Annotated in this window: 31 protein-coding genes and 1 riboswitch; of the genes, 2 read left to right on the top strand and 29 right to left on the bottom strand. The window is 53.4% G+C overall.

The window, feature by feature from the left end:
- Nucleotides 1-3 precede the first annotated feature (3 nt).
- From AC6RNO_RS30865 to AC6RNO_RS30820, 10 genes are read right to left on the bottom strand one after another with little or no spacing between them, the layout of a single operon-like run.
- On the bottom strand, nucleotides 4-1,626 hold the full coding sequence (locus AC6RNO_RS30865; RefSeq protein ID WP_474684377.1) for a complex I subunit 4 family protein: 1,623 nt from the start codon (nucleotides 1,624-1,626) through the stop codon (nucleotides 4-6).
- Nucleotides 1,616-3,529, bottom strand: coding sequence for an NADH-quinone oxidoreductase subunit L (nuoL, locus tag AC6RNO_RS30860; protein ID WP_497107836.1), 1,914 nt, complete (start codon nucleotides 3,527-3,529; stop codon nucleotides 1,616-1,618). The genes AC6RNO_RS30865 and nuoL overlap by 11 nt, the downstream gene beginning before the upstream one ends.
- Nucleotides 3,530-3,544: 15 nt before the next feature.
- Nucleotides 3,545-3,856 (bottom strand): NADH-quinone oxidoreductase subunit NuoK, encoded by a 312-nt coding sequence (gene nuoK / locus AC6RNO_RS30855; protein WP_474684379.1) that lies wholly within the window; start codon nucleotides 3,854-3,856, stop codon nucleotides 3,545-3,547.
- Nucleotides 3,857-3,859: 3 nt separating this feature from the next.
- Entirely contained in the window at nucleotides 3,860-4,390 is a 531-nt protein-coding gene (locus AC6RNO_RS30850; RefSeq protein WP_474684380.1) for an NADH-quinone oxidoreductase subunit J, read from the bottom strand.
- A complete protein-coding gene (nuoI, locus tag AC6RNO_RS30845) occupies nucleotides 4,383-4,835 on the bottom strand; it encodes an NADH-quinone oxidoreductase subunit NuoI (protein ID WP_474684381.1) in 453 nt (150 codons plus the stop codon). Before nuoI ends, AC6RNO_RS30850 begins: the two co-directional genes overlap by 8 nt.
- 13 nt (nucleotides 4,836-4,848) lie before the next feature.
- On the bottom strand, nucleotides 4,849-5,853 hold the full coding sequence (gene nuoH / locus AC6RNO_RS30840) for an NADH-quinone oxidoreductase subunit NuoH (RefSeq protein ID WP_474684382.1): 1,005 nt from the start codon (nucleotides 5,851-5,853) through the stop codon (nucleotides 4,849-4,851).
- Nucleotides 5,854-6,954: an NADH-quinone oxidoreductase subunit D gene (locus tag AC6RNO_RS30835; RefSeq protein WP_474684383.1), complete on the bottom strand. Its 1,101-nt coding sequence runs from the start codon at nucleotides 6,952-6,954 to the stop codon at nucleotides 5,854-5,856.
- Between the two features lie 3 nt (nucleotides 6,955-6,957).
- Complete coding sequence (locus tag AC6RNO_RS30830) at nucleotides 6,958-7,947, bottom strand: NADH-quinone oxidoreductase subunit C (RefSeq protein WP_497107835.1); 990 nt, start codon at nucleotides 7,945-7,947, stop codon at nucleotides 6,958-6,960.
- Nucleotides 7,944-8,462, bottom strand: coding sequence for a NuoB/complex I 20 kDa subunit family protein (locus tag AC6RNO_RS30825; RefSeq protein WP_474686769.1), 519 nt, complete (start codon nucleotides 8,460-8,462; stop codon nucleotides 7,944-7,946). Before AC6RNO_RS30825 ends, AC6RNO_RS30830 begins: the two co-directional genes overlap by 4 nt.
- Complete coding sequence (locus tag AC6RNO_RS30820) at nucleotides 8,447-8,812, bottom strand: NADH-quinone oxidoreductase subunit A (protein WP_474686771.1); 366 nt, start codon at nucleotides 8,810-8,812, stop codon at nucleotides 8,447-8,449. Before AC6RNO_RS30820 ends, AC6RNO_RS30825 begins: the two co-directional genes overlap by 16 nt.
- Nucleotides 8,813-9,128: 316 nt before the next feature.
- Between AC6RNO_RS30820 and AC6RNO_RS30815 the strand changes: the two genes are divergently transcribed.
- Nucleotides 9,129-9,806: a stalk domain-containing protein gene (locus tag AC6RNO_RS30815; protein ID WP_497107834.1), complete on the top strand. Its 678-nt coding sequence runs from the start codon at nucleotides 9,129-9,131 to the stop codon at nucleotides 9,804-9,806.
- Between the two features lie 949 nt (nucleotides 9,807-10,755).
- Here the strand turns inward: AC6RNO_RS30815 and AC6RNO_RS30810 are convergent.
- The 12 genes from AC6RNO_RS30810 to upp form a co-directional block, all read right to left on the bottom strand.
- Nucleotides 10,756-11,163: a F0F1 ATP synthase subunit epsilon gene (locus AC6RNO_RS30810; RefSeq protein ID WP_474686767.1), complete on the bottom strand. Its 408-nt coding sequence runs from the start codon at nucleotides 11,161-11,163 to the stop codon at nucleotides 10,756-10,758.
- Nucleotides 11,164-11,212: 49 nt separating this feature from the next.
- Nucleotides 11,213-12,610 carry a F0F1 ATP synthase subunit beta gene (gene atpD, locus AC6RNO_RS30805; protein WP_474686766.1) on the bottom strand — a complete coding sequence of 466 codons (1,398 nt, stop codon included), beginning with the start codon at nucleotides 12,608-12,610 and terminating at the stop codon, nucleotides 11,213-11,215.
- A 127-nt stretch (nucleotides 12,611-12,737) separates the two neighbouring features.
- A complete protein-coding gene (gene atpG / locus AC6RNO_RS30800; protein WP_474686765.1) occupies nucleotides 12,738-13,595 on the bottom strand; it encodes an ATP synthase F1 subunit gamma in 858 nt (285 codons plus the stop codon).
- Nucleotides 13,596-13,727: 132 nt separating this feature from the next.
- Nucleotides 13,728-15,242 carry a F0F1 ATP synthase subunit alpha gene (gene atpA / locus AC6RNO_RS30795; RefSeq protein ID WP_474686764.1) on the bottom strand — a complete coding sequence of 505 codons (1,515 nt, stop codon included), beginning with the start codon at nucleotides 15,240-15,242 and terminating at the stop codon, nucleotides 13,728-13,730.
- Nucleotides 15,243-15,289: 47 nt separating this feature from the next.
- Complete coding sequence (locus AC6RNO_RS30790) at nucleotides 15,290-15,823, bottom strand: F0F1 ATP synthase subunit delta (RefSeq protein WP_474686763.1); 534 nt, start codon at nucleotides 15,821-15,823, stop codon at nucleotides 15,290-15,292.
- The gene (atpF, locus tag AC6RNO_RS30785) at nucleotides 15,820-16,305 is read right to left on the bottom strand and encodes a F0F1 ATP synthase subunit B (protein ID WP_474686762.1); all 486 of its coding nucleotides are present in this window, start codon (nucleotides 16,303-16,305) and stop codon (nucleotides 15,820-15,822) included. The genes AC6RNO_RS30790 and atpF overlap by 4 nt, the downstream gene beginning before the upstream one ends.
- A gap of 77 nt (nucleotides 16,306-16,382) precedes the next feature.
- A complete protein-coding gene (gene atpE, locus AC6RNO_RS30780) occupies nucleotides 16,383-16,607 on the bottom strand; it encodes a F0F1 ATP synthase subunit C (RefSeq protein WP_474686761.1) in 225 nt (74 codons plus the stop codon).
- Between the two features lie 74 nt (nucleotides 16,608-16,681).
- Nucleotides 16,682-17,380, bottom strand: a complete 699-nt coding sequence (gene atpB, locus AC6RNO_RS30775) for a F0F1 ATP synthase subunit A (protein WP_474686760.1) — start codon at nucleotides 17,378-17,380, stop codon at nucleotides 16,682-16,684.
- Between the two features lie 33 nt (nucleotides 17,381-17,413).
- On the bottom strand, nucleotides 17,414-17,797 hold the full coding sequence (locus tag AC6RNO_RS30770; protein WP_474686759.1) for an ATP synthase subunit I: 384 nt from the start codon (nucleotides 17,795-17,797) through the stop codon (nucleotides 17,414-17,416).
- The gene (locus AC6RNO_RS30765; RefSeq protein WP_488438033.1) at nucleotides 17,794-18,015 is read right to left on the bottom strand and encodes an AtpZ/AtpI family protein; all 222 of its coding nucleotides are present in this window, start codon (nucleotides 18,013-18,015) and stop codon (nucleotides 17,794-17,796) included. The genes AC6RNO_RS30770 and AC6RNO_RS30765 overlap by 4 nt, the downstream gene beginning before the upstream one ends.
- Before the next feature lie 213 nt (nucleotides 18,016-18,228).
- Nucleotides 18,229-19,371 (bottom strand): non-hydrolyzing UDP-N-acetylglucosamine 2-epimerase, encoded by a 1,143-nt coding sequence (gene wecB, locus AC6RNO_RS30760; RefSeq protein ID WP_474686757.1) that lies wholly within the window; start codon nucleotides 19,369-19,371, stop codon nucleotides 18,229-18,231.
- Between the two features lie 21 nt (nucleotides 19,372-19,392).
- Nucleotides 19,393-20,022 (bottom strand): uracil phosphoribosyltransferase, encoded by a 630-nt coding sequence (gene upp, locus AC6RNO_RS30755; protein ID WP_474686756.1) that lies wholly within the window; start codon nucleotides 20,020-20,022, stop codon nucleotides 19,393-19,395.
- Here upp and AC6RNO_RS30750 point away from each other — a divergent pair.
- Nucleotides 19,996-20,571, top strand: coding sequence for a hypothetical protein (locus AC6RNO_RS30750; RefSeq protein ID WP_497107833.1), 576 nt, complete (start codon nucleotides 19,996-19,998; stop codon nucleotides 20,569-20,571). The genes upp and AC6RNO_RS30750 overlap by 27 nt on opposite strands.
- Before the next feature lie 118 nt (nucleotides 20,572-20,689).
- Here the strand turns inward: AC6RNO_RS30750 and glyA are convergent, their stop codons facing one another.
- The 7 genes from glyA to spoIIR form a co-directional block, all read right to left on the bottom strand.
- The gene (glyA, locus tag AC6RNO_RS30745) at nucleotides 20,690-21,943 is read right to left on the bottom strand and encodes a serine hydroxymethyltransferase (RefSeq protein ID WP_474686755.1); all 1,254 of its coding nucleotides are present in this window, start codon (nucleotides 21,941-21,943) and stop codon (nucleotides 20,690-20,692) included.
- A gap of 52 nt (nucleotides 21,944-21,995) precedes the next feature.
- The gene (locus AC6RNO_RS30740) at nucleotides 21,996-22,601 is read right to left on the bottom strand and encodes a TIGR01440 family protein (protein ID WP_474686754.1); all 606 of its coding nucleotides are present in this window, start codon (nucleotides 22,599-22,601) and stop codon (nucleotides 21,996-21,998) included.
- 18 nt (nucleotides 22,602-22,619) lie between these two features.
- Nucleotides 22,620-23,078 carry a ribose 5-phosphate isomerase B gene (rpiB, locus tag AC6RNO_RS30735; protein ID WP_488438035.1) on the bottom strand — a complete coding sequence of 153 codons (459 nt, stop codon included), beginning with the start codon at nucleotides 23,076-23,078 and terminating at the stop codon, nucleotides 22,620-22,622.
- 100 nt (nucleotides 23,079-23,178) lie between these two features.
- A riboswitch (ZMP/ZTP riboswitch) is annotated at nucleotides 23,179-23,259 on the bottom strand.
- Nucleotides 23,260-23,387: 128 nt separating this feature from the next.
- Nucleotides 23,388-23,993 carry an arsenate reductase/protein-tyrosine-phosphatase family protein gene (locus AC6RNO_RS30730; protein WP_497107832.1) on the bottom strand — a complete coding sequence of 202 codons (606 nt, stop codon included), beginning with the start codon at nucleotides 23,991-23,993 and terminating at the stop codon, nucleotides 23,388-23,390.
- Between the two features lie 24 nt (nucleotides 23,994-24,017).
- Nucleotides 24,018-24,578 (bottom strand): manganese efflux pump MntP, encoded by a 561-nt coding sequence (locus tag AC6RNO_RS30725; RefSeq protein WP_474686751.1) that lies wholly within the window; start codon nucleotides 24,576-24,578, stop codon nucleotides 24,018-24,020.
- Between the two features lie 64 nt (nucleotides 24,579-24,642).
- Nucleotides 24,643-25,728, bottom strand: a complete 1,086-nt coding sequence (locus AC6RNO_RS30720; protein WP_497107831.1) for an L-threonylcarbamoyladenylate synthase — start codon at nucleotides 25,726-25,728, stop codon at nucleotides 24,643-24,645.
- A 90-nt stretch (nucleotides 25,729-25,818) separates the two neighbouring features.
- Nucleotides 25,819-26,571, bottom strand: coding sequence for a stage II sporulation protein R (gene spoIIR / locus AC6RNO_RS30715; protein WP_497107830.1), 753 nt, complete (start codon nucleotides 26,569-26,571; stop codon nucleotides 25,819-25,821).
- Between the last annotated feature and the right edge of the window lie 59 nt (nucleotides 26,572-26,630).

The raw sequence follows: 26,630 nt of genomic DNA, 5'->3' as shown, positions 1-26,630 counted from the left end.
GGACTAACCTCCTATCTTCCCGGCTGCGCTTTGGATCACCTGATCAAAGCTGCCCAAGGTTTGTTGCAAAAGCTGGCTAAGCACGCTGGGGAATATACCCAGCAGCAGAATGAAAGCTACCAGGGCGATCATCGGCACGGCTTCGATCAGCCGCGCATCCCTCATTCCCTGTACGCGCAGCCCTTCGTTGGGAGGTCCGTACGTGATGTTCAACACCCCTCGAAGCACATACACCGCCGCTAAAATAATGCCGAGCGCACCGACAACCGTATAGACGGGATGCGTTTGGAAGAGCCCCAGAAAGGCCAGGAACTCGCTGATAAAACCGGACAATCCCGGCAGCCCGAGCGAGGCCATGCCGGCTACCAGCAGGATGCCGCTCATGAAAGGCACCGAGCCGGCGAGGCCGCCCAGCCTGTTGAGCTGCGTCGTCTCGGTTCGCTCGAAGATGCTTCCGACCATCAGGAACATAAGCGCAGAGATCAGTCCGTGCGAGACGAGCTGGAACACGGCCCCCTGCAGCCCGCTCACATTAAAAGCGGCGAGGCCGAGCAGGACGATGCCCATATGGCTGATACTTGAGTAAGCCAACACGAGTTTGAAGTCTTTTTGCACGATGGCCAATATGGCTCCGTACACAATATTGATGACGCCAAGCAGCGCCAGCATCCAGGCCCATTGCTTCGCTTCCGCCGGGAAAAACAGGATGCCGAACCGGATCAGGCCGTAAGCGCCCATTTTCAGCAAAATGCCGGAGTGGATCATAACGACCGACGGCGGCGCTTCCGTATGCACCTTAAGCATCCACGTATGGAACGGAAAAATCGGCAGCTTGATGCCGAACGCTACGAGGAGCATGATGAACAGCGTCCATTTCATGCCGCTGCTCAGGTAAAACGGCGTATTCGGCTGATTTACCAGCGCCGCCGGGTCCTGCAGCAAATTATGGGCAATCGTATGAATGTCCCCGCTGTAATACACGATCGCTTCCGTCTGCGACTGCACCTGGCTGAAACCGGCCGTGCTGACCAGAATCAGGAAGGCGATCAGCATAATGGCCGAACCAAGACCGTTATAGATCAAAAAGCGGTTGGCGGCTTCTTCCCGCTTGATATAGCCCCAGATTCCGATCAGGAAGAACATCGGCACGAGCGTAGTTTCGAAAAAGAGGAAGAAGAGAAACAGATCCTGCGCCATGAACACGCCGAACATCCCGGTTTCCAGCAGCAGGAACAGGATGTAGAACGTCTTCCAGCGCTTCTTGATGTGTACGGATGCCAGAGCCGCCATCGAAGAGATCAGCGCCGTCAAAAAGACAAGCGGCAGCGACACGCCGTCCACGGCCATCGAATATTTGAATTCGAAGAAATATTGGGTTAATTGCTGAATGCCCTCATGATTAAGCGGCACTGTAATCCAACTGTGCTGCTCCTGATATTGCAGGGGCTCGCCCTGATAGTTGTAATCTACGTACAGCCATGCCGCCAAAATGAGCGGAATCAATGTGGCCGCTATGGAAATCGTTTTGATCAAATTGCCTTTTTCCTGACGGACAAAGAGCAGAACCAGAACCCCCAGCAGCGGTGAAAAAGCGATTAAGCTTAAGATCGGCAAATTAACCAGCATGGATGAATCTCCTTCCCGCTATGGCGAGCGCCAGAATCAGCATACCCAGAACGGTGATCAGTCCGTAGGTTTGCAGCTGCCCGTTTTGCAGGCGGGCGCCCAAGCGGCCGAGACCGACTACCGCAAAAGCGCTCAGACGCACGATGCCGTCGATGATATATACATCTATCCATTCGAGGATAAAGCCCAGGCCGCGAAGCGGTCTGACAAACACCCCGTCGTAAGCCTCATCCACAAAATATTTCCGGTACAGCAGCTTATGCAGACCCGGAACTTTGGCGGAAAAGAAATCTTCGGGCAGCGAACGTTTCAAATACATCAAGTAGCCCAGGCCGATTCCGAGCAGGCCGGCAAGCGTCGACAGCGCCATGACCGTCCAGTTCGCGGACGCCGCGTGTTTATCGCCTGTCAGCCAATGGCTCAGCCATTCATTGGCCGGCGTGTTGACAAAGCCGGCGACGACAGCCAACACGGCAAGGACGATCAGCGGCATCGTCATCGAAGACGGCGACTCATGCGGCTCGTGAACGTCATGACGGCCATGATCATCAGCCGCATGGCCCTTAGCGCGAGAAGTGCCCATGAAGACAAGGAAGAACAGCCGTGACATATAAAATGCGGTAAAGAACGCAGCTGCTATCCCGACCCAGAACAGCAGTTGATTGTGTTCGAAAGCCTCGGTCAAAATGAGATCTTTGGACCAGAACCCGGAGAATGGCGGGATTCCGGCGAGCGCGAGCGAGCCGACGGCAAACGTCCATGTCGTGATCTTCATTTTGCGGGACAGCCCGCCCATTTCATGAATGTCCTGCGTATGTACGGCATGAATCACGCTTCCCGCCCCCAGGAACAGCAGCGCTTTGAAGAAGGCGTGCGTGAACAAATGGAACATTCCCGAAGCGTAAGAAACGCCGATGCCCAGCCCCATCATCATGTAGCCAAGCTGACTGACGGTCGAATACGCGAGAATGCGCTTGATGTCGTTCTGCGCGACGCCGACCGTCGCAGCGAAAATCGCGGTGAAGCCGCCGACGTAGGCGACGACAAGCAGCGCATCCGGCGAAGCGTGGAAAATATCGAACGTGCGCGCCACCAGGTACACCCCTGCGGCAACCATCGTTGCGGCGTGAATGAGCGCACTGATCGGCGTCGGGCCTTCCATCGCATCGGGCAGCCACGTATGCAGCGGGAATTGGCCCGATTTGCCGATGGCCCCGACAAAAATGAGAACCGCGATCAAGGTGACGATCGCCGGATCGATTTTCCCCGTCGTAAATGCGTTATGTATGGAGCTGAAATCCAGCGAATGTCCGGGCATATACCAGAACAGCAGCAAAATGGCGAGAAATAAACCGACGTCCCCGATACGGGTTACGATAAAAGCCTTTTTGGCGGCCGCTTTCGCTTCCGGCTTGAAATACCAGAATCCGACCAGCAGGAAGGAGCAGACGCCCACAAGCTCCCAGAAAATGTAGAGCTCCAGCATATTTTCGGAAATAACAAGGCCCAGCATCGAGAACGAGAACAGGGCGATGTAGCTGTAGAATACATGAATCCGTTCATCGTCTTTCATGTAGCCTTTGGAGTAAATATTGACGAGCAGGCTGACGAGCGTCACGATAACGAGCATGAGAGAGTTCAAATTCGTAACTTCGAATCCCATTTTGATCGTGACATCGCCCACTCTGAGCCAATCCAGCTTATCCCACGTATACCCTTCGACATTGCCCCCGAGACGCTCCAGGAAAATAAACAGCGCCACGATAAATGACGCGGCCATCGCGGCAATGCTGAGATAAATGCCCAAGTCTTTCAACTGTCGTCCCATAGCCGTAAGCGCTAGAAAAGCCAGCAGCGGAAACAGCGGAATGAGCCATGCGTATTGTGAATAATCCGATACCATGTCCTTTTCAGCCTCCTAGCGCTTCATAGAATCCATTTCGGTAACGTCCGATGTTCCCTTATTCCGGTATAGAGAAATGAGTATCGCGATGCCTACGGCAGCTTCCGCCGCAGCGATCGTAATATTAAAGAGCGAAAAAATTTGTCCGGTAAGTGCCGGATGATCGCCAAGCTTGGAGAATGCCACCAGGTTCAGGTTGACCGCATTCAGCATCAATTCGATGGATAACAGCACGATAACCCCGTTTCTCTTGGTCAAGGCCCCGTACAAACCGATGCAGAACAAAATCGCTGCCAGAGTCAGGTAGGGAGTGATTACAGTTCCCATCCGCTAGTCCTCCTCTCTTTTGGCGATGACGATTGCACCGATAAAGGCCACCGTCAACAGCACGGACATGATTTCAAAAGGAATGACATGCTCGTTATAGAGCAGTTTGCCGATTTCGAGCGTGTTGTCTTTGCCCGCGTCCAGTGTGCCGTTCGCGATGAACGTCGTTTTTTGAATCGCATAGAACAAAATTCCGAACAAACCGACTGCGCCCAGAATAGACAGCCCTTCATGCCACGGACGGCGCGGCTCCTCCTCTTCGCCATGCCTGTGCTTGGTCATCATGATGCCGAAAATCATCAGAATCGAGATCGCGCCCGCATAGATCAGCACCTGTACGAAAGCGACGAACTCCGCCTCCAGAATGACGTAAAGCCCGCCAAGACTTATAAACGCAAGGGCTAGCGAAATGACCATGTGAATGACCTTGGTAAAGCTGATCATGAAGATAGCGCCGCCGATCGCCAGCAGTGCGAAGATGAAGAAGGCCCAACTGGATCCGCTCGATAGAAAATCGCCAATTCCGCTAAACATCCTTTTTGGCGCCTCCTTTCGGCATGGCCGAGTTGTTCTCCTTGCGAATGTTGGTGTTGTTGTCGTTCAGCCATTGCAAGTTTTTGAACAAATCGTCCCGGCTGTACGTGCTGAGCTCAAAATTGTTCGTCATCACGATCGCTTCGGTCGGACAAACCTCCGTGCACAGATCGCACAGGATGCAGATTTCAAAGTTAATGTCGTACGTATCGATAACTTTCCCTTTTTTCTCCGGGTCCGGATTCGCTTTGCCCGTCAAAGTGATGCACTCCGTCGGGCATATTCGCGCGCACTGATTGCAGACAATGCATTTTTCCGGATCAAAATGTTGAATGCCACGGAAGCGATCCGGCATTTCGAGCGGGACGTCAGGGTATGCGTAGGTGATTTTTTTCTGGGTCATGCTTTTGAACGTTACGCCCAAGCCTTTCATTAAGCCCTTCACTTGTCAGCCCTCCTTAAAAAATGCTCATATAGATCGCCGTGACGAAAATGTTCGCCAAAGCCAGCGGGAGCAGCACTTTCCAGCCGAAACCCATCAGTTGATCGATGCGCACCCGGGGCAGCGTGCCGCGAATCCAGATCAGAACGAACACGATGAAGGTGAACTTCAGCAAAAACCAGATAATGCCCGGCACAAAATCAAGGAACGGCAGCGGCGACTGCCAGCCGCCCAGGAATAGCAGCGCCGTCAGCGATGCGATGACGAATACGTACACATACTCCGACAGCATGAAGAAAGCGAAGCGGAAGCCGCTGTATTCGACGTGGTAACCGGCGACTAGCTCCGACTCCGCTTCCGGAAGGTCGAACGGCGTCCGGTTCAGCTCGGAAATGCCGGCAATGACGAACACGATAAAGCCGATAATTTGCGGCAGGAAGTTCCAATGCCAGAAGCCCCCGGCCTGCTGATCCACAATAGTATGAAGGTTGAGCGAGCCCGTCATCATGATGACGCCGATCACGGATACGACCAGCGGCACCTCATAGCTGATCATTTGCGCAGCCGAGCGCATGCCGCCGAGCAGCGCGTACTTGTTGTTCGACGCCCACCCGCCCAGGATGATGCCGATCGTGGAAATTCCTGTCAGCGCCACATAATAGAGCAGCCCGATGTTGAGATTGGCGTTGAACAGCTTGTCGGAAAAAGGTATCGCCGCGACGATCGTGAACGAAGGGATGAACGTAATGACCGGCGCCAGTATGAAAAGCTCGCGCTCCGCTTTTTTCGGAATCGTATCTTCCTTGATCAGCAGCTTCAAAACGTCAGCTACGGTCTGCAGCAGTCCGAGCGGACCGGTCCGGTTCGGACCGATGCGAAGCTGCATCCAGCCCAGCACCTTGCGCTCGAAGTAGATCGCATAGGTGACGAAGCCAAGAACGAGCATCAGCATGACGACGCCCCAAAACAGGAAGATGAAAAAGTTCGTCCAAGTCAGATTTTGATTCAGCAAATCCATCATTTACGCATCGACCTCCCCGACGACAATGTCAATTCCGCCAAGAATGGTAATGAGGTTCGTCATCGTTTCGCCTACGAGCAGTTTGGGCAAAATTTGCAGATTCACAAAGGAAGGCCTGCGGAATTTCAAGCGGTATGGCTCCTGTTTGCCGCGGGAAATGATGTAGCAGCCGATTTCGCCGCGCGGCGACTCGATGGCGGCATACACTTCGCCCTCCGCCGGGCGGAGCACTCTGGGCACCTTGCCCATCGTTTCGCCTTCGGCCGGGAACTGCTCCACCGCTTGCTCCAGAATGCGCAAGGATTGGCGAATTTCTTCCAGCCGGATGACATAGCGGTCGTAGCAGTCGCCGCCGTCCCTAACCGGCACATCGAATTCAAAGCGGTTGTACAAGCTGTAAGGCTGCGTTTTGCGGATGTCCCAATTTACGCCGGTACATCTCAAATTCGCGCCGCTGAGCCCGTAAGCGATAGCCGTCTCGGCATCGTATTTCCCTATTCCTTTGATCCGGGACAGGAAAATTTCATTGCCGCTGACGAGATTATCGTACTCGTCCAGCTTGCCCCGCATGTAAGGGACAAACTCGCGCACTTTGTCGATCCAGCCTTCCGGCGCATCCCATTTCACGCCACCTACCCGCATGTAATTGTATGTAAGCCGGGCGCCGCACAGCTCATTGAACAGATTGATAATGATCTCCCGGTCGCGGAACGCGTACAGGAAAGGGCTCATCGCCCCGATGTCCAGCAAATAAGTTCCCCACCACACCAGATGGCTGGCGACACGTTGAAGCTCCATAACGATCAGACGGAGAAACTCCGCCCGCTCGGGGACTTCCAGCTGCATCAGCTTCTCTACGGCGTGGACGAGCACGTAATTGTTGGTCATAGCCGACACGTAATCCATCCGGTCGGTATATGGAATAATCTGCGTATAACTTAAATTCTCCGCCAATTTCTCGGTTCCTCTATGCAGGTAGCCCATCACCGGAATTGCTTCCCGGATGATCTCCCCGTCCAGCTTGACGATTACACGGAATACTCCGTGCGTACTGGGATGCTGAGGGCCTACGTTCAACAGCAGTTCTTCTGTCCGTAACAAATGCTACACCTCCGGGTCCAGCGGTTCGTAATCTTTGCGGAGCGGATATCCGACCCAATCGTCAGGCATCATAATTCGGCGCAAATCGGGGTGTCCCGGAAAATCGACGCCCAGCAAATCGTAAACTTCCCGCTCGTTCCAGTTCGCCGTCGGCCAGACCGGCGTCACGGACGGAATGCTTGGCTGATCGCGGTCCGTCTTGACCTTCACGCAGTACTCGCGGTTATACGGGATGGAAAGCAGATGGTACACAACTTCCAGATGCGTCTCCTGATCGACACCTGCAAGATTGCGAAGGTAGTCGCATTTCAGCTCTTCGTGATTTTTGAGCGCTGCGGCCGCCTGCGGCCAGCGCTCGCGCTGGATGACCACGTAAGGACGGTGGCCGTCCCTTTCGTTAATAAAGCTTTCGACGACAGCGTCTTCGCCGGCGCTGTCTTTCAAGATCGCCACCAGCCGGTCCAGCAGCGGCTGGTTCGGCGACGGCTCCTTCGGCGCGGCAGGCTCCGCGTCCCCGTCTTTGGCCGCGCGGCTGCTTGCCCGCGCGGCGCGCGCTTCTGCGGCGGCCTTCGCTTTGGCCGCCTTCTCGTCGTCGCCGGCTGCAGCGTCGGCTGCCGGCGCATCGCCTGCGGCAGCGGCCCGCGCAGCCTGGCGGGCCGCTCTCGCCGCCGCGCGCTCGGCCGCGGCGTCTGCTGCTGCGCCGGCGGGCGCGGCCGCGATCTCCGCAGCCGGAGCGTCGCTCGGCTCGCTCGTCGTCTGCGCGGCGGGGTCCGCCGCCTGCTTCTCCGCCGCGGCGTCCACCGCGGCCTGCGTCTCCGCGCTGAGCGGCGTCTTGCTCGCGCGCGCCTCCGGCGTCAGCCGGCCGACCTCGGCGGCGGCTTCGGCCAGCTCCGGCTGCGCCGCGGGCTCGCTTCCGCCGGCGGCGTCAGCCTTGCGCTCCTCCGCCGCTTCCGGCGCGGGAGCCTGCTTTTCCGGCTTCTTCTCGTCGCTCATCGATGGATCACCTGCTTTCCGGTCTTCGCTTCATAGCGAATCTTCTCCTGAAGCTTGTTGATCCCGTAGATGAGCGCCGCCGGATTAGGCGGGCAGCCGGGAATATAGACATCGACGGGGACGACCTGGTCGACGCCTTTGACAACGGCATACGACTTTACGTAAGGTCCGCCCGCCGTAGCGCAGGAGCCCATGGCGATGACCCATTTCGGCTCCGGCATCTGCTCATAAAGACGGCGCAGCAAAGGAGCCATTTTCTTCGTAACGGTCCCTGCGACAATCATCACATCGGATTGTCGGGGCGACGTACGGAAGATGACTCCGAAACGGTCCAAATCATAGTGCGACCCGCCAGTTCCCATCATTTCAATGGCACAACAGGCGAGGCCAAACGTGAGCGGCCAAAGCGAATTGCTCCGGGCCCAGGCTTTTACTTGCTCTAGCGTGGTCATAAATACGTTGCGGTTTAGCTCTTCCCGTTCCTCGGGCGAGATCGATTCTAGACTGAAGTCCATTGCAGCACCTTCTTTTTCCAAGCGTATAATAATCCTATGGCAAGCAAGGCTACAAAAATGCACATTTCCACCAAAGCAAACAATCCAAGCTGCTTGTAAGCGACAGCCCATGGGTACAAGAACACGGTTTCCACATCAAAAATGACAAACATTAACGCAAACAGATAATAACGAATGTTAAAACGGATTTGCCCTTCTCCGACCGGCTCGTTGCCGCTCTCATACGTCGTGTACTTCTCCTCGACAGGCTTGCTCGGTCTCAGCAGTTTGCCAATCGTTAACGCGGCAATAGGAAGAAAAATCGAAAGTCCCAGGAAAATCGCCACAATCACGTAATTATTTGTGTACATCATCCGTATGTAACCGCCTCCATTCCTATTTGCTTTTCTCATTCAACTTATCAAAAATGGTAATAATCACCTTAACAATTATAACAAAAAGGAATTTGGGCGTCGATGACTATTTCCGCACATTCATAACGTGTACTTTTTCCAATTCACACCTTATTTATTCCTGAGCCATCTTCGCGTCCAATAGGCGGTATGATTTATGCTACAAAATGAACATTCAGACTTATTGATACTTGGTCGAATAAATTCTATAATTAAATAGAATTTTTTAGTATATTCCTTACATTTTCCGAAAAATTTTCAAAGGAGCAGAGACATGCTGAACAAAAAATTAGTAGCTTCCGTAGCCGGAATTTCCTTGCTGGTCGGGGTTAGCTCCGGTGTTTACGCCGGCGCCAACTTGCAAGAAATCCAAGCTTATCTAAATGGAGATTTGAAAGTTCGCGTCAACGGCAAAGTCGCTCAGCTGAACGATGCGCAGGGACTGGCCGTACTGCCCATTACATACAATGGGAACACCTATTTGCCGGTAAGAGGAGTTGCCAACGCTTTAAATGTAGCCATAGATTACGACGCTGCGAACCAGGAAGTCATTCTGGGGGAAAAAGTGAATGGAACTCCTTTGAATGCGGAAAAGTTTAACGACTACACCTACACAAAAGACCCGGCGCAAACGACATACAAGAATAAAGACTATAAAGAAGCTTACTATTACCATGAAGGGTCCGGCGGACCAACACTCATTATCACCCCGGACAAAAAGTACCAAACCTTGCACCTGAAAATTGCAGCCATCGATAAAGATTTAACCGATTTCGAGATCAAAGACCTTGATGGCAATGCGCTCCTCAAAAAAGTAGAAACCATTTCGCCGAATGACGGACTGAAAGACATCGAAGTCAATATCGGCAACGTGAAAACCGTGACCATCTCCATGCAAGTCAAAGATGGCGGCGGCTACTTCGTCCCATTGATCGATTCTTACTATAAGTAAGAACAAATTCACCATGTAGGGCGGCAAACGGAAAGTCAGGGCTGTTGAGAAACCCACACTCTGGAGCCGGACCGCCCGACTGCCCAGCTATCTTGCCGCATGCAGAAAGCCTGCAAAAGGCTGGAGCTCGCACGCTTGAGGCAGCAACTGCTTGGCATTGCGCAGAAAGCCTGCGAAAAGCAAGAGTTCATATGCTTGAGCCAGCTACGCTCTCGGCATTCGCAGAAAGCCTGCAAAAGGCAGGAACTCGCACGCTTGAGGCAGCAACTGCTTGGCATTGCGCAGAAAGCCTGCAAAAGTGCAGTTTTTTACGCGTTGAGAGGTTGGGAGCGGAAAATTCCTGCATTTGTGCAGGCTTTTCCACCGAGCACGTGGGATCAGGCTCATTTCGTCGGAAATTCCTGCACTTTTGCAGGCTTTTCGCCAAAATGAGCCATTTTCGTAGAGAAAACCTGCACTTTTGCAGGTTTTTCTCCCCGGGCTTGGCCTACCAAGCCGACTTATGCCCTCCGCCGAGCAGCGCCGCAACCTGTGCAGGGGGATTTCGCACCACGCGCAGCTCCCATCCCAGCCGGTGTAAGCGTCGTATGACGGTGGTCAACCAAGGCGCCCATTAGGAAAGCCATTGCGCCCATCTCGGCACCACCGTCTTTGAACGGCCAAAGAACGAGCCGTGCAAAAACATCCTTGACGGCGGTAGGGGATTGTTCATGACATCGGGACGCCGATGTTCATCACCTATTTATACAAAAAGGCTGTTCCGCAAGCAGATTGCTCTGCACCTGGGACAGCCTTTCCTTCATTAATTACTAAGGTGGGGGCTACAGGCAAAGCCGGCTGGCATTGCTCAAGAACAAACTGTTGCCATAATTCTATCGTTCGCCCAAAATAAAAATCGCCCTTCACCAAGCCGTTTTGGCCGTGTGGAGGGCGATTTTGCGAATCCAATCTATTTTTTTCCGGATACGTCGATCCGATTCAATGCACGCTGTAAAGCCGCTTCCGCTCTTTTGAAATCAACGTGCGCCTGTTTCGTGTCGGCAAGACGTTGCTGCGCGCGCTCTTTGGCAGCTTTCGCACGATCTACATCGATTTGCTCCGGCAGCTCGGCGCTTTCCGCCAAAATAACCACCTTATCCTTGCGCACTTCCATGAAACCGCCGTTTACTGCGATAAACTGGTCTTTTGCTCCTTGTTTTTTCACAGTAACGTAGGCGATCTTCAACGGAGTTACAAGTGGAATGTGATTAGGCAGAATTCCAAGCTCCCCTTGAACGCCTTTTGCGACAATCATGTTCACTTGTTCAGCATACACTTTGCGCTCGGGCGTTACGATTTCCAGCAGGAATGTGCTCACTTGGACTCCCCCTTCTTCGAGTTTTGCTTCGAAAGCATAAAGCTAGGCGTTACAGCGTTTTCGCTTTCTCGATAGCGTCCTCGATTGTGCCAACGTTGTGGAACGCCGGTTCAGGAAGGTCATCGTGCTTGCCTTCAAGAATTTCTTTGAAGCTGCGGATTGTCTCTTTAAGCGGCACGTAAATGCCCGGGAATCCGTTGAATGGCTCTGCCACGTGAAGCGGTTGGGACAAGAACAGACGGAGACGACGGGCGCGGAGTACGATCAGCTTGTCTTCGTCGGACAGCTCATCCATACCCAGGATCGCGATGATATCCAAAAGCTCTTTGTAGCGCTGCAAAATTTGCTTAACGCCTTGAGCTACTTTGTAATGTTCTTCGCCGAGAGTTTCCGGCGTCAAAATACGGGAAGAAGAAGCAAGCGGATCCACCGCAGGGAAAATACCCGCTGCCGCGATGCTGCGCTCCAGGTTCGTCGTTGCGTCCAAGTGGGCGAACGCAGTTGCCGGCGCCGGGTCCGTATAGTCATCCGCAGGAACGTAAATCGCTTGAATCGAAGTTACGGAACCTTTTTTCGTGGATGTAATACGCTCTTGCAATTGACCCATCTCAGTTGCCAGCGTAGGCTGGTAACCTACCGCGGACGGCATACGTCCGAGCAAGGCGGAAACCTCGGAACCTGCTTGGGTAAAGCGGAAAATGTTGTCGATGAACAGAAGAACGTCTCTTCCTTCTTCGTCACGGAAATATTCGGCCATGGTCAGACCGGACAATGCTACGCGAAGACGCGCGCCTGGCGGCTCGTTCATTTGACCGAAAACCATCGCCGTTTTGGCGATAACGCCGGAATCGCTCATCTCGTGATACAAGTCGTTACCTTCACGCGTTCTTTCGCCTACACCGGCGAATACGGAAATACCGCCGTGTTCTTGCGCGATATTGTGAATCAGCTCTTGCATCGTTACGGTTTTACCTACGCCCGCACCGCCGAAGAGACCGATTTTACCACCTTTTGCGTAAGGAGCCATCAAGTCGATTACTTTGATCCCTGTTTCCAGGATCTCAGCTTTGGTCGACAAGTTTTCAAATGAAGGTGCTGCTTTATGAATCGGGCTTGTCAATGTACGGTCTACAGTTTCATTACCGTCAATCGGATCGCCCAATACGTTGAATACACGGCCAAGTGTAGCTGCGCCTACCGGTACAGTAATAGCTGCACCTGTATCTGTAGCTTCAGCTCCACGAACAAGACCGTCCGTCGAGGACATCGCTACGCAGCGAACCAGGTTGTCACCAAGGTGAACAGCCGCTTCAACCGTCATGGTCTTTTGTTGTCCGCCTTCGGTTTTACTAATTTTGATAGCATTTAGAATTTCAGGGAGTTGCCCGCGCTCGAACTCGATATCGACGACAGGCCCTGTAATATTCACAACGCGCCCTTTGCTCATGGTTTCCCTCCTAAGAGTCTTCCGTTAGGAAAACTGACTTCGTAAGCATAATCTGAGCTTTGCTTTAGCAAAGCTAACTTCGTAAGCATTTTATCCGAACTCTGCTTGCGCAGAGCTTTATGAACTTTTACGCGTTCGCATTGGCCCCGGCGACAATCTCCGAAATTTCTTGCGTAATCGAAGCTTGACGCGCACGGTTGTAAGCGAGCGTATAGGAACTGATCATTTTCGTTGCATTTTTCGTCGCGCTGTTCATGGCTGTCATTCTCGACCCGAACTCACTCGCTTTTCCTTCCAAGACCGCGCTGTAGATGAGCGTTTCCGCGTATTTGGGAAGCAGAACTTCCAGTACGCCTTCCGGTGATGGCTCATACTCGTAGCTTGCTGCGGACACTCCGGACACATCCTCCATCGGAAGAAGGCGGACCATGGTCGGAATTTGAGTAATCGCGTTTTTAAACTGGTTATACACCAGGAACAGTTGATCGTAAGAGCCGTTCTCAAAGTTGGCTACCGCCGCAGCGGCTACCGATTTGATATCCGAAAAAGTCGGGGAATCGGGAAGACCCGTCACTTCTTGTACAATCGGAATCTGCCGTTTGGAGAAGAAGTTGCTGCCTTTACGGCCGATTACAAAAACCGAATATTCGGACGTGGACTTGTGCCGCTCACGAATCTCCGACATAACCTTCCGCAGCACGTTAGCGTTGTAACCGCCTGCCAGACCGCGGTCGGAGGTGATTACCAAATAGCCGGTTTTCTTCACTTCACGCGCTTGAAGCATCGGGTGCTTAACGCCTTTGGTCCCTGCGGCGATGCTCCCGACCACTTCCTTCAGCTTGTCGGAGTAAGGGCGAGCCGCTTCCGCCGCTTGCTGAGCTCTTCTCAAATTCGCTGCAGCCACCATCTCCATCGCTCTGGTGATCTGCTTCGTGTTTTGAGTGGATTTGATCTGGCGCTTAATCTCGCGCATTCCTTTTGCCATACCTGCTCACCTCTCTTTTGAGGCTTTGAAAAGCCTTCATTCGAAAACCCGACTCAGGCGACAAGGCCCGATTTCAGGCTTAACATGGAGTACCTGGGCTTCCCGCGAAAGAAAAGCTCAGGTACGCATGATTTATTCAGAAACCGCGAAGCTCTTTTTGAATTGCTGAATCGCATCTGCCAAAGCTTTGTCGTTATCCGCAGTTAAATCTTTCGTATCGCGGATGCTTTGCAGAATTTCCGGACGGTTGGAATCCAGGTAAGCCAGGAATTGCGCTTCAAAACGGGTCACGTCTTGTACCGGAAGGTCGTCCAGGTGCCCTTTAACGACCGAGTACAGGGAAGCAACTTGCTTCTCGAGCGAAAGCGGCTGGTGCACGCCTTGCTTCAAGATTTCAAGTGTCCGAACACCGCGGTCCAAACGAGCTTTAGTCGCTCTATCCAAATCGGAGCCGAACGCTGCGAATGCAGCAAGCTCGCGATATTGAGCCAAGTCCACACGCAGTGTACCGGCAACTTTTTTCATCGCTTTCGTTTGAGCGGAGCCCCCTACCCGGGATACGGAGTTACCAACGTTAACCGCTGGACGCTGACCGGAGTAGAACAGGTCTGACTCAAGGAAGATTTGTCCGTCCGTAATCGAAATTACGTTCGTAGGAATATAAGCGGAGATATCGCCCGCTTGCGTCTCGATGAATGGCAATGCGGTAATCGAACCGCCGCCCAGTTCATCGTTCAGCTTCGCAGCGCGCTCAAGCAGACGGGAATGCAGGTAGAATACGTCACCTGGGTAAGCTTCCCGGCCCGGAGGACGGCGGAGCAAGAGGGACAACTCGCGGTATGCAGCCGCTTGTTTGGAAAGGTCATCATAAACGATCAGTACGTGATCGCCTTTGTACATGAAGTACTCGCCCATTGCGCAGCCAGAATAAGGTGCCAGCCACAGCATTGGGGACGGCTCGGAAGCCGAAGCGGTAACAACGATCGTGTAGTCTAATGCGCCGGCAGCGCGAAGGGTTTCAACAACGCCTACGACTGTCGATTGTTTTTGCCCGATTGCAACGTAGATACATTTCACTCCGTTGCCTTTTTGGTTGATGATCGCGTCGATCGCGATTGCCGTTTTACCGGTTTGGCGGTCGCCGATGATCAATTCGCGCTGTCCGCGTCCGACTGGAACCATCGCGTCGATCGCTTTGATACCCGTTTGCATCGGCTCATGAACGGATTTACGCGCCATTACGCCTGGAGCCATATTCTCTACAGGACGGAATTCCGTTGTGTTGACCGGACCTTTGCCGTCCACCGGTTGACCCAACGAGTTCACGACACGGCCAAGAAGCTCTTCGCCTACAGGCACTTCCATGATGCGGCCCGTGCGTTTCACTTGGTCGCCTTCGCGGATGTCCGTGTAAGGTCCGAGAATAACGATACCTACGTTGCTTTCCTCAAGGTTGAACGCGTAGCCCAGAACGCCGTTTGGAAACTCAAGCAGCTCGCCTGCCATTACGTTTTCCAATCCGTGAGCACGAGCGATACCGTCACCTACTTGAATGACTGTACCTACATCAACCACTTGCATATCGGATTTATAATTCTCGATCTGTTGTTTAATCAATGTGCTGATTTCTTCAGGTTTGATACTCAACGAACTTCACCCCTATTCTTACAGTGCTTGTGCTTTAAAGACCTTTATTAAACTAACGATTTGGCAAGACGGTCAAGCTTTCCTGCGATGCTTCCATCATATAAACGGTCGCCGATTCTCACTTGGATGCCGCCGACGAGCTTAGGCTCCACGACATTCGCAACGCGAATCGTTTTTCCAGTAATCTTGCTGAATTGAGCCGCAATTTCCACTTGTTGGGCGTCCGTCAAGCTTGCTGCCGAGTACACGGTTGCGTTCGCTTGCCCGAGAGCTTCATTAGCAATCTTCACATATTCGACCGCCAAAGCAGACAAAATCGCCGCCCGGCCTTTATCGATCAAGACTTGCAGCGTGTTCCACACCGGTTCGGAAACTTTGCCTTCGAAAATCTGTTTCAGCAAATCCGTTTTCACGGAAGCTCCGATATTCGGATGGCCGAGGAACTTCTGCAGATCCGCATTGTCCTTAACCGCATTGACTACAGATTTCAGCTCTTCTTCCACTTGGGAGATCAGGTTCTTCTCCTTCGCCACTTCGAACAGAGCTTTGGCATAACGCTTCGCTACGACGATGTCACTCATACGTTGCCTCCTACCTCTTTGAGGTAATGCTCAACCAATTCTTCCTGTGACTTTTCGTCGATTTGCTTTTCGATAATTTTGGAAGCGATCAGAACGGACATCGCACCCACTTGGCTGCGAAGAGCCGCAACCGCTTTGTTTTTCTCGTTCTCGATATCTTTCAGCGCTTCGTCTTTCAGACGGCTCGCTTCGGCTTGTGCAGCGTGGATAATCTCATCCGCTTGTTTGGAGCCTGTTTGTTTCGCTTGCTCGATAATGTCGTAGGCTTCCTTGCGGGTTTGCTGAAGGGCTTGTTTTTGCTCCTCTAGCAGTTGCTCGGCTTGCTTGCGGCTGTTTTCGGCCGTTTGAATTTGATCTTTCACCAGTTGTCTGCGTTTTTCCATCATCCCAAACAGAGGACCGAACGCAAATTTGGAGAGCAGCAAATACAAAATCAAAAACGCGATGATCTGTATAAAAAATGTGGACCATTCAATATGCAAGTAACGTCACTCCCTTCTGATAACGTGGGCAAAACGAAGGCGTGGAGGCTAAATGGCCATCCCCGCCAAACGAATTCTTAAGCACGGCCCATGAAGATAAATGCAAGAACCAGCGCAACGACCGGCATTGCCTCTACCAGACCGACCCCGATGAACATTGTAGTTTGAAGCGTACCGCGAAGTTCCGGTTGACGGGAAATACCTTCCAGTGCACGACCTACGATCAAACCGTTACCAATACCTGCACCAAGTGCCCCTAAACCAAATACAATACCTGCTGCGACTAATGCTAAAGCTCCCATTGAGAAAATCCTCCCTTAAATTGAGTAGTTTTTTATATAAAATGACTCGAGACTTCCCGAGGTAAGTCTTGCTGTTAATGCTCTTCTTCGTGAACGAGCGTTTGCGAGATGTAAACCATCGTCAGCATCGTAAATACGAATGCTTGAATCGCGCCTACGAACACACTGAAGCCCTGCCATACAAAGAGCGGCGCAATTCCAAACCAGCCTGCCCCGATGATGACAGATATCATAATTTCACCCGCATAAATGTTACCGTATAGCCGGAATGCAAGCGTAAGCGGCTTGGATACGACTTCAATCAAATGAAGGATCAGCATAGCCCCTTTGTACTCAAAGTAATGCGCGAAATAATGCTTCGTGTTGCGGGTTATCCCTAAGTAATGGCTCAAGAAGATAACGATAACGGTAAGCGCTCCGGTAACCGCAATGTCCGCTGTCGGAGACTTCCACCAGGAGACGTGATCCTCGGTAACAATCGAGAACGGAAGCCCCAGCATGTTGCCGATAAAGATATACATGATCAGCGACAGCCCCAGCGCAATAAACGGCTTGCCGTGCTTGGAACCGATCGTGCTTCCGATGATGCCTTCCACAAACTCGATGGCCCATTCCAAAAAGTTTTGCAATTTCGATGGATTCTGAACCGATGCTTTGCTGGCTCCGGCAATCGCAAGAATTAAGACAATAATGCTCGTAACTCCGATCATCAACAGCGCAGACGCATCGAAATGAATGCCCAACCATTCAAACCCCGGTGCATGATGTTCCATGTTTTCCATTTTCACCCCTTTCAACGATTGAAATTACTTCCCTGACCTCTTAATAGAAATAATACCCAATACGATTGTTGCCAATTGTGCGAAAAAGTATCCGACCACCGTCGTGGGTAATGCGACATGTTCCGGATATCGAATTGCGATAACTCCAGCCAAAGCTGCTATTGCCGCCCTTGTCAAAAAGCCGATAGGCCCTTTGCGCCCCTTCTTTTCAACTACAGTTTCCGTCAGCTTGCGGATTTTCCAGGCCAAGTATCTTGCATTGATCATGCTGGCCAAGGAGCCGAGCATCAATCCCGCAATGTAGGCTCTGTAATCCACGAGAAGGGCCCAAGCAGCCAAGCAAAAGGATAAGAAGAAGAGAAACACATTTTGAACCGTTTTCAGATGGGCTGAAAATTCATCCATCATAGCCCTCCGTACTGCTTTATCATGAAGTAAATGCTGACGACGCCAGCCGCTAGTCCAAGCAAAAATCCGGCAAGCAACCAGAGCTGTCCCCCAAGCATGTGACTCAGCCATTCGCCAAACCAATACCCGGCCAATAAACATACGACAAGATCGACACCGATTGCAGTGGTTAAGGCGGCTGCCCGCCACGGATTATCTTTGGGATCTGGCTTATTCATCGCATCCTCCTGGGAGCTTTCCGTTCGGAAAGCTTGCCTCGTAAGCCTAGGCTGAATCCTCATATATTGTATCGAAGCCATGCAAGGTTTGTCAATTGAAGTAACTTCTTGTGTTTCTTTCGCCAGAACGACCCAGAGCCTTGCGGCTCTAGGGTTTGCCGATTTTCAAACCGAACAGTTCAACTGTACGCTGTAACGTTTGTCATCATTTTGTCACGGTTGAAAAGGCGCCGGACGGTCGGAAGCTAGGCCAAAATGGTGCAGAATGGCCTGAACGATGCGCTGGGACGCTTTTCCATCCCCGTAAGGATTGGCCGCCTGGCTCATTTTATTGTACAAAGCGGCGTCTGTGAGCAGGGCTCTGGCACGCTCGTAAACCTGCTCCTCGTCCGTGCCGACAAGCTCCAAAGTGCCTGCGTCAATGCCTTCCGGACGCTCCGTCGTTTCGCGCAGCACCAGGGCCGGCACCCCGAATGATGGCGCTTCTTCCTGAATCCCTCCGGAGTCGGTAAGGATCATGTGCGTATGCGGATAAAAATTGTGCAATTCAAACACGTCAAGAGGCTCGATCAGCTTGATTCTCGGATGGTCGCCCAAAATTTCGTGGGCGGGCTCCTTCACGGCCGGACTCGGATGCACCGGATACACGATGGCGATGTCCGTGAACTCGTCGGCAATCCGCCGCACGGCGCGGAAAATTTGACGATGCGGTTCCCCCTGGGACTCCCTGCGGTGCGCCGTCATCAGAATCAGCTTGCGGCCGGCCGCCCATTCCAGAATCGGATGCTGAAAATCTTTTTGCACCGTGTATTGGAACACATCCGTTACGGTATTCCCCGTTATGTAGATGCGCTCTTCGGGCTTGTTCTCTTTGCGCAGGCTACTCGCCGACAAATCCGTCGGGGCAAAATGAAGATCGGAGAGAACGCCGGTCAACTGCCGGTTCATTTCTTCCGGATACGGCGACATTTTGTTCCACGTCCGCAGTCCCGCTTCCACATGGCCCACCTGAATTTGTTGGAGGAACGCGGCGTAGCTGCCGAGGAACGTAGTCAGAGTGTCGCCATGGACAAGGATCAGATCCGGCTTCGCCTCCCGGAAAACAGGCTCCAGCCCTTGCAGAACGCGGATCGTAATCTCGTTCAACGTTTGCCGGTCTTTCATCACGTTCAAATCGTAGTCGGGCTTGATTTTGAAAAGATCCAGCACTTGATCCAGAATCTCGCGGTGCTGCGCCGTTACGCACACGAGCGATTCGATATGTTCCGGATGCTTCTGCAGCTCCAGAACGAGCGGAGCCATTTTGATAGCCTCAGGTCTGGTGCCAAAAATCGTAATGACTTTCAAGCGTTTCATCGGTCTCTGTCTCCCTTTTGCTTATTTAGTCCCGAACAACCGGTCGCCTGCGTCTCCCAAGCCAGGCACGATGTAGCCGTGATCGTTCAAATAATCATCGACGGCGGCCACATAAATATCGACGTTCGGATGTTCGTTTTGCACGGCTTTAATCCCTTCCGGCGCCGCAATCAGGCACATCAGCTTGATTTGGGTGCAGCCTCTGCGCTTCAACACGTCGATAGCCGCATTGGCCGACCCGCCAGTAGCCAGCATCGGATCGATCACGATCAGCTCCCGCTCCTGGACGTCCGTCGGAAGCTTCACATAGTATTCGACAGGTTGAAGCGTATCCGGATCACGATAAAGTCCGATATGTCCGACTTTCGCCGCAGGAATCAGCTTGAGAATGCCGTCCACCATCCCGAGACCCGCCCGCAAAATCGGAATAAGACCGAGCATCCTCCCGGAAATGATGCGGCAATCGGCAGTCGTAACAGGCGTCTTCACTTGAATATGTTCAAGCGGAATATCTCTAGTAATCTCATAAGCCATTAAAGTGGCCACTTCATCAACGAGTTCGCGAAAATCTTTTGTTTTCGTATTTTCATCACGAATGTAGGTAAGTTTGTGTTGAATAAGCGGATGATCGCAGATGAATACTTTTCCCATGGGTTTCCTCCTAAGCGTTTTGCACGGCAAAACCTGCTTTGTAAGCGCGTATATCGACAATTACGCAAATCTTGTCTATTATATCATATGTTATCCAACTTATCTTCTGAAAAACCATTGGAACATTTCACAAATTTAATAAAAGAAAACAGGCAATTCGTCCCCCGCCGAGCTTCCGGTTCGGGTTGCGGTGCTGGCGTGGGCCGCGTTACTCCCTCCACCGGTTGCGGTGCTGGAGTGGAGGGCACAAGGCGGCTTGGCAGAGAAAATGCCTGCAAAAATGCAGGTTTTTTCCGCATAAATGGTTCGTTTTGGCGAAAAGCCTGCGAAAGTGCAGGAATTTTCGATAAAAATGAACCAGAGCCCCTGTTCGCGGCGAAAAGCCTGCACAATTGCAGGAATTTTTCGTCACCGGCGTTTCTACCGAGCAAAAACTGTACTTTTGCAGGTTTTCCTCATACTAACAAGCAGATTGTGCGACCGGCTCTGGCGTGCAGGTTTCCGGGCATCATCAAAGAGCAAGTAGACCCGATTATTTTCATTCTTTAGGGTGACTTCTACGGCGTCCTGAGGGTTTGGGCAGGTTTTGCGGAGCACTCCGCCCCCGTAAACTTAAAAAAACCGACCCCGGCATCATCCGGAGTCGGTCGTTGCAGATCAAAATCAATTAATAGCTCAAACCTGGATAAAGCGGATATTGCGCCGTCAAATCCTTCACGATGCCGCGAGCTTGTTCGAGCGTCGCTTCGTCTTTAGGATTTTTAAGCGTAAGCGCGATGACTTTCGCGATCGTTTTCATCGCTTCTTCGCCCATGCCGCGGGAAGTCGCCGCAGGCGTGCCAACGCGGATGCCGCTTGTGATGAACGGGCTTGTCGGATCGAAAGGAATGGCATTTTTGTTCGCCGTAATGCCGATTTCGTCCAAAACATGCTCCGCGTCTTTACCGGTAATGTTCAGGCTGCGCAGATCGATCAGCATCAAATGGTTGTCGGTTCCGCCGGAAACGAGCTCGATGCCTTCCGCTTGCAGAGCTTCGGCCAGCGTTTTCGCGTTGTTGATGACGTTTTGCGCGTAAGTTTTGAATTCAGGCTGCAGCGCTTCGCCGAAAGATACGGCTTTTGCCGCGATCGTGTGCATCAAAGGTCCGCCCTGGGTGCCCGGGAATACGGCTTTGTCAATGGCGGCCGCCCACGACTTGCGGGTCAATATCATGCCGCCGCGGGGACCGCGAAGCGTTTTGTGCGTCGTAGTCGTTACGAAATGGGCGTGCGGCACCGGATTCGGATGCAAGCCTGCGGCAATCAGACCGGCGATGTGCGCCATGTCTACGAAGAACAATGCGCCTACGTCGTTCGCGATGGAAGCCAGCGCTTCAAAATCGATAATGCGCGAATATGCGCTCGCGCCGGCAACGAGCATGCGTGGCTTATGCTTGAATGCCGCTTTGCGGACTTCGTCGTAATCGATGCGGCCGTCTTTTTCGCTGACGCCGTAAGCGACGAAATTGTACAAAATGCCGGAAGCGTTCACCGGGCTGCCGTGCGTCAAATGACCGCCATGTGCCAGGTTCATGCCGAGAACAGTGTCTCCATGACTCAATGCGGCCAAATAAACGGCCATGTTCGCTTGCGCGCCTGAATGAGGCTGTACGTTCGCATGCTCGGCGCCAAACAGCTCTTTGGCGCGGTCGCGCGCGATATCTTCCACGATATCGACGTATTCACAGCCGCCGTAGTATCTTTTGCCCGGATAGCCTTCCGCGTATTTGTTCGTCAGAACCGTACCCATAGCTTCCATAACGGCTTCGCTGACGATGTTTTCGGATGCGATAAGCTCGATTTTGTCGCGTTGACGGCCCAGTTCCAAGTTCATCGCTTCTGCGATTTTCGGATCTTGCTTGCTTAAAAAGTTAGTAGACATGTTCAGTTCCTCCCTGGTCTTCTTTGTATTTAAACGTACAAACGCAGCGAAACTAACAATCCGCTTTCGGAGACGCGGCAGCGTACTGTTGTTCGGCTGTCTCCTCCGAGTACACAGCCCGCATGCCGCCGATCAACTTCGGCCGCGTGTAAGCCATAGTCACATAGGCGTGGCCGATATTCCGCACCGGCGGACGAACCGGCACCGCGACACGGCGAAGGTGCATGCCGATGAGCGTGCTGCCGATATCGATCCCGGCGTGAGCCTCAATCGTCTCGACGACTACGGGCCGGGCAAAATGGCGGTACGCATAGGACGCCATCGCGCCCCCGGCTTTCGGCACCGGAATGACGGACACCGGCTCCAGACGGGGATACAGCGCGAGCACGTCTTCCTCCAGCACGAGCGCGCGGTTCAGATGCTCGCAGCATTGAAATGCCGCGTGCAGCCCGAATTCCCGGCACACGCGCCCGGCCGCTTGAAAGATCGGCTCCGCCGCGTCCAGCGTCCCGGATGTGCCGATGCGATGCCCGAGTATTTCGCTCGTGCTGGTGCCGATGACAAGCAGCTGTCCGGGCTTCAACCCCCCCGCCTGAACCAGCTCACGCAGATTGGCTTCAACGGCTTCAGCAATCGTAGGCAGAATGGAATCAGTCATCGGATTCCCTCCCGCGGCTTACGGATGAAGCGCGAAGCGCTCTTCGATCTTTTGAACTTTACCGATGCGGTTCTGGTGGCGAACGCCTTGCGAAAATTCCGTTTCCAGCCAAATTTTCACGATTTCTTCGGCAACGCCAGGCCCGATGACGCGCTCGCCCATAGCCAATACGTTCGTATCGTTATGCTCGCGGGTCGCTTTGGCGGAGAACAGATCGTGAACGAGCGCGCAGCGGATTCCGGGAACTTTGTTGGCGGCAATCGACATGCCGATGCCTGTCCCGCAAATCAGGATGCCTTTATCCACTTCCCCGGCAACTACTTTCTCGCATACTTCCAGCGCATAATCCGGGTAATCGACGGAATCCGCGCAGCTGCAGCCGAGATCCAAAACCTGGTGGCCTAATGATTCGATAAAAGGAATGATGACATCTTTCAAACGATACCCTGCATGATCCGCACCCAATGCAATTTTCATCGGTAAACGCTCCTTTAAAATTCATTTGTCCTTCCTATTATAGCCCATTACCCACCGGAAAACGAAAAAAAGAGCAGGACACGCGAAAGTACGCGCGTTGCTCTTTTGCCCAGGCGACCGGCCGTATAACCCGATGCTCCATTGTGGTTAACCCCACTCGTCGCCAGTTACATCGAGTCTCAATCAATACATCTATTTTATCGCATTCCGACGTGCCTGTAAAGGTGATATCCGCGGGGCGGGTTCGCGCAGGCAAGGCAAGCCGATTCCGCCGGATCCGCTCCAAACCCGCTTTTCTGGGAATCAGTCCTAAGGGCCCAGCAAATTCGATCCGTTCTGCCGCTCGCGCAGCTTTTGCACCAGCTTATCCAGACATTGTCCGATTTCCTCGGCCGTTGCCCGGTAAATGTCTATGGAACCGCCGAACGGGTCGGAAATATCGTAATCGGGAATGCTTCTTTCCAGCTGCAAATACCGGCTTCTTTCCTCGGATGAAACCGTCTGAGCCAGCGCTTGTTTGAGCTGAATCTCGGCTGTAAGCCGTTCCCGCTCCTCCAGCGCGCGCAGCACGTCCGGGCTATCCTCCACGTACTCCTTGAGCGTATAAATTTTATCTACGGCATCCGGAAAACGCTGAACAACCGAACGCTTGTGGCCGACCGTCATCGTCAAAATCAAATCCGCCCACTGCACCTCGGCCTGCCCAATAAAAAGAGAGCTGATCTTGTCCCGGAAACCCGCTTCTTTCAAAATCGCGTCGCTGTTGTGAGAAATGGCCCCTCCCGTAACAGCGGATACGCCGGCGGAACGGACCTCGGCCGCTAGCCCTTCTTTTTGCACCTTGACCCGCAGCAAGCCCTCGGCCAATGGACTGCGGCACGTATTTCCCGTACAGACAAAAAGTATTCGCAACATGATCCCCTCCTCCCCTTTATTGTATCACAGCAAAAATTTGATCCCAAATGCGAGCAAAATCAACCCGCCAAACGCCTCGCCGTACTCGCCGACCCAGTGTCCGACGCGTCTGCCTACGAGCAGGCCGCCAATCGACATCAGCGCTCCGAAGGCGCCGAATACAAGCACCGTCAGCACGATATCCGTAGCGAACATTCCCAGCGATACCCCCACCGAGAAAGAGTCTATACTTACGCTGAGCGCGAAAATAATAAGCCCCCACAAAGTACGGTGGTCGAAAGAGACGGCTTCCCCGCCGCGAAGCGAGCTGTATATCATATGGCACCCCAGCAAAGCCAGCAGGCAGCCCCCCGCAGCAGTAGCGACATGTCCCAGAAGAGAGCTGACGTAGTGCCCCATGAACATCCCCATTAAAGGCATAATAATATGGAAAATGCCGATAACGACGCTGATTTTGAGAATGTCGAGCAAGCGGACGCCCCTCATACCGATCCCTATCCCCAGGGAAAAAGCATCTAGTCCTAATGCAATCGCCATAATGATGATGGTAAGTAGCTGCCCAAGTGCAAAGGATGATGCGAGCATGCTGCAGTCCCCCTGTCCACGGTTTCTTTCCCAAGATATGCGGACAAACCGGGAATCATGCCAGCTATACTCGAACAAGCCGATGACCGGCCGCTTTGCGCAGACGATTCATAATCGCCTGGCCGATGCCGTCCTCCGGACAAGCCTCGGCATTAATATAACCAATGCCCTCTTCGTCAAAACGCCGCAAAGCGGCGTAAAGCTCCCGGGCGACCGTCTCTGGGCGAGACAAGCTGCCGCAGGCAATTACGAGATCGGCGCGATACTTTCCCGCATTTTCCTCATAGGTGAGGACGCCTGTCGACTCTCCCCGCTCCCGGGCAGCATCGATATCGCGCTGAATCCAGGCCGCCACATCATCCGGTGCGGCCCCTTGAACAATTTGCATACGGCCCTTCGGAGCGTAATGCGTGTATTTCATCCCCGGCGAACGCGGCGCTTCCGCTTCTTCGCTCCATGCTTCCTTCGCCGGTTCGTGCACTTGCACATCCGGCAGAACCGCCCGCAGCTGTTCCGCCGTCACGCCCCCCGGACGAAGAATGTACAGTTCGTTATCGACGATCTCGATAACCGTCGATTCCACCCCGACTCCCGTAGGCCCACCATCCAGCAAGCCGCCGATCCGGCCGTCCAGATCCTCCTTGACGTGGGATGCGGCGGTAGGGCTCGGTCTGCCCGAGCTGTTTGCGCTAGGAGCCGCAACAGGGCACCCGGCTTCCCGGAGCAGACGCAGCGCGACGGGATGGTCGGGAATCCGCACGCCCACCGTAGCAAGTCCCGCCGTCACAAGCGGCGAAATGCCGCCCGCTTCCACAGGCAGCACGATCGTTAGCGGTCCCGGCCAAAATGCCTCCATCAACAACCGGTGCCCGTAGGTGACGGCTGAATCCGCTACGAGGTTATCCAACTGCCGGATATCTGCAATATGAACGATCAACGGATTATCCGACGGGCGGCCTTTGGCTTGGAAAATACGCGCCACCGCTTCCGAGCTCGTAGCATCCGCGCCAAGCCCGTACACCGTTTCCGTCGGAAAAGCTACGGTGTCGCCGTCTCTAAGCAGCCGTGCGGCTTCGGCAATCGCGGCCTGTTCCTCCCGCGGCCCGCCGTCCGCATCCAATTTCCAATATATAGTCACATTAAGTTCCATCCTTACTGCGTGTTGTTCCGCCCATTTTCCGGCATCGGCATAAGATTTCGCCGCAACTTCCGATCAGCCGGGATCAGCTTGATCACTTGATCAGCCAAACCAGGATGCCGCTTTTTTGAGCATTTCCCATAAGAAAAATTTAACTTCCGGTTTCTGTTCTCCGGCCGAAGCCGACTTACCGTCAGGTGTATCGCCCGCACCGGCCTTTACCGCCGGTTTGCCGGCGGCCTGGCTTTTATCGGCAGCTTTGGCGGACGGCGCCTCTTTGCCGGAAGCGGCCTTCGCATCCGCGGGCTCCGTCTTGGCCACAACCTCGGCCGTAGTCGCCACCGCTTCTCCCGACACCGAGTCGACGAAGCACAGCGGAGGAAACAGCACGCACCACCAATTCTGCCCCTGTCCGCTGCCGATCGTCACGCGCAGCGCTTCGTAATCACCGGCCGGATAAACCGTATTGCCGTACAATTTCGTAGGAAAAGGGACGACGCCCAGCTCTACCGTATGCGAATAATCGTAGCCGCGCTCCCGGATCATCCGGCCGACCAATGCGTCGAATTCCGGCAAATGCGCCCTCACGACGGCTCTGGCCTCGTCCAGCGTATGCGGACCGACGACCCACTCCTGCATGCGGGCGATGATCGCATCGCGAATCTCGCGTTTGAGCGCCTGATCCGGCGCAGAGTCGGAATTGGCAAGAATGCGCAGCCGGATCGACTCTTTCGGGATTTCCGACGCCACGACCGCGGCATTCGTGCGATTGCCATCCCAGCTTGCAAGCAATACGATAAGTGCAAAAGCCGTATACCATAAAAATTTATAAGAACGATTCACTCTCTTTACCATCTGGAAAAGCCCCTTTCCCTTCGCTTCTACCAGACAGTATGGGCAAAAATAAAAGGGGC

It is taken from the genome of Paenibacillus sp. sgz302190 (assembly GCF_059820445.1).
This window is presented reverse-complemented; position numbering and strand designations above follow the sequence as displayed.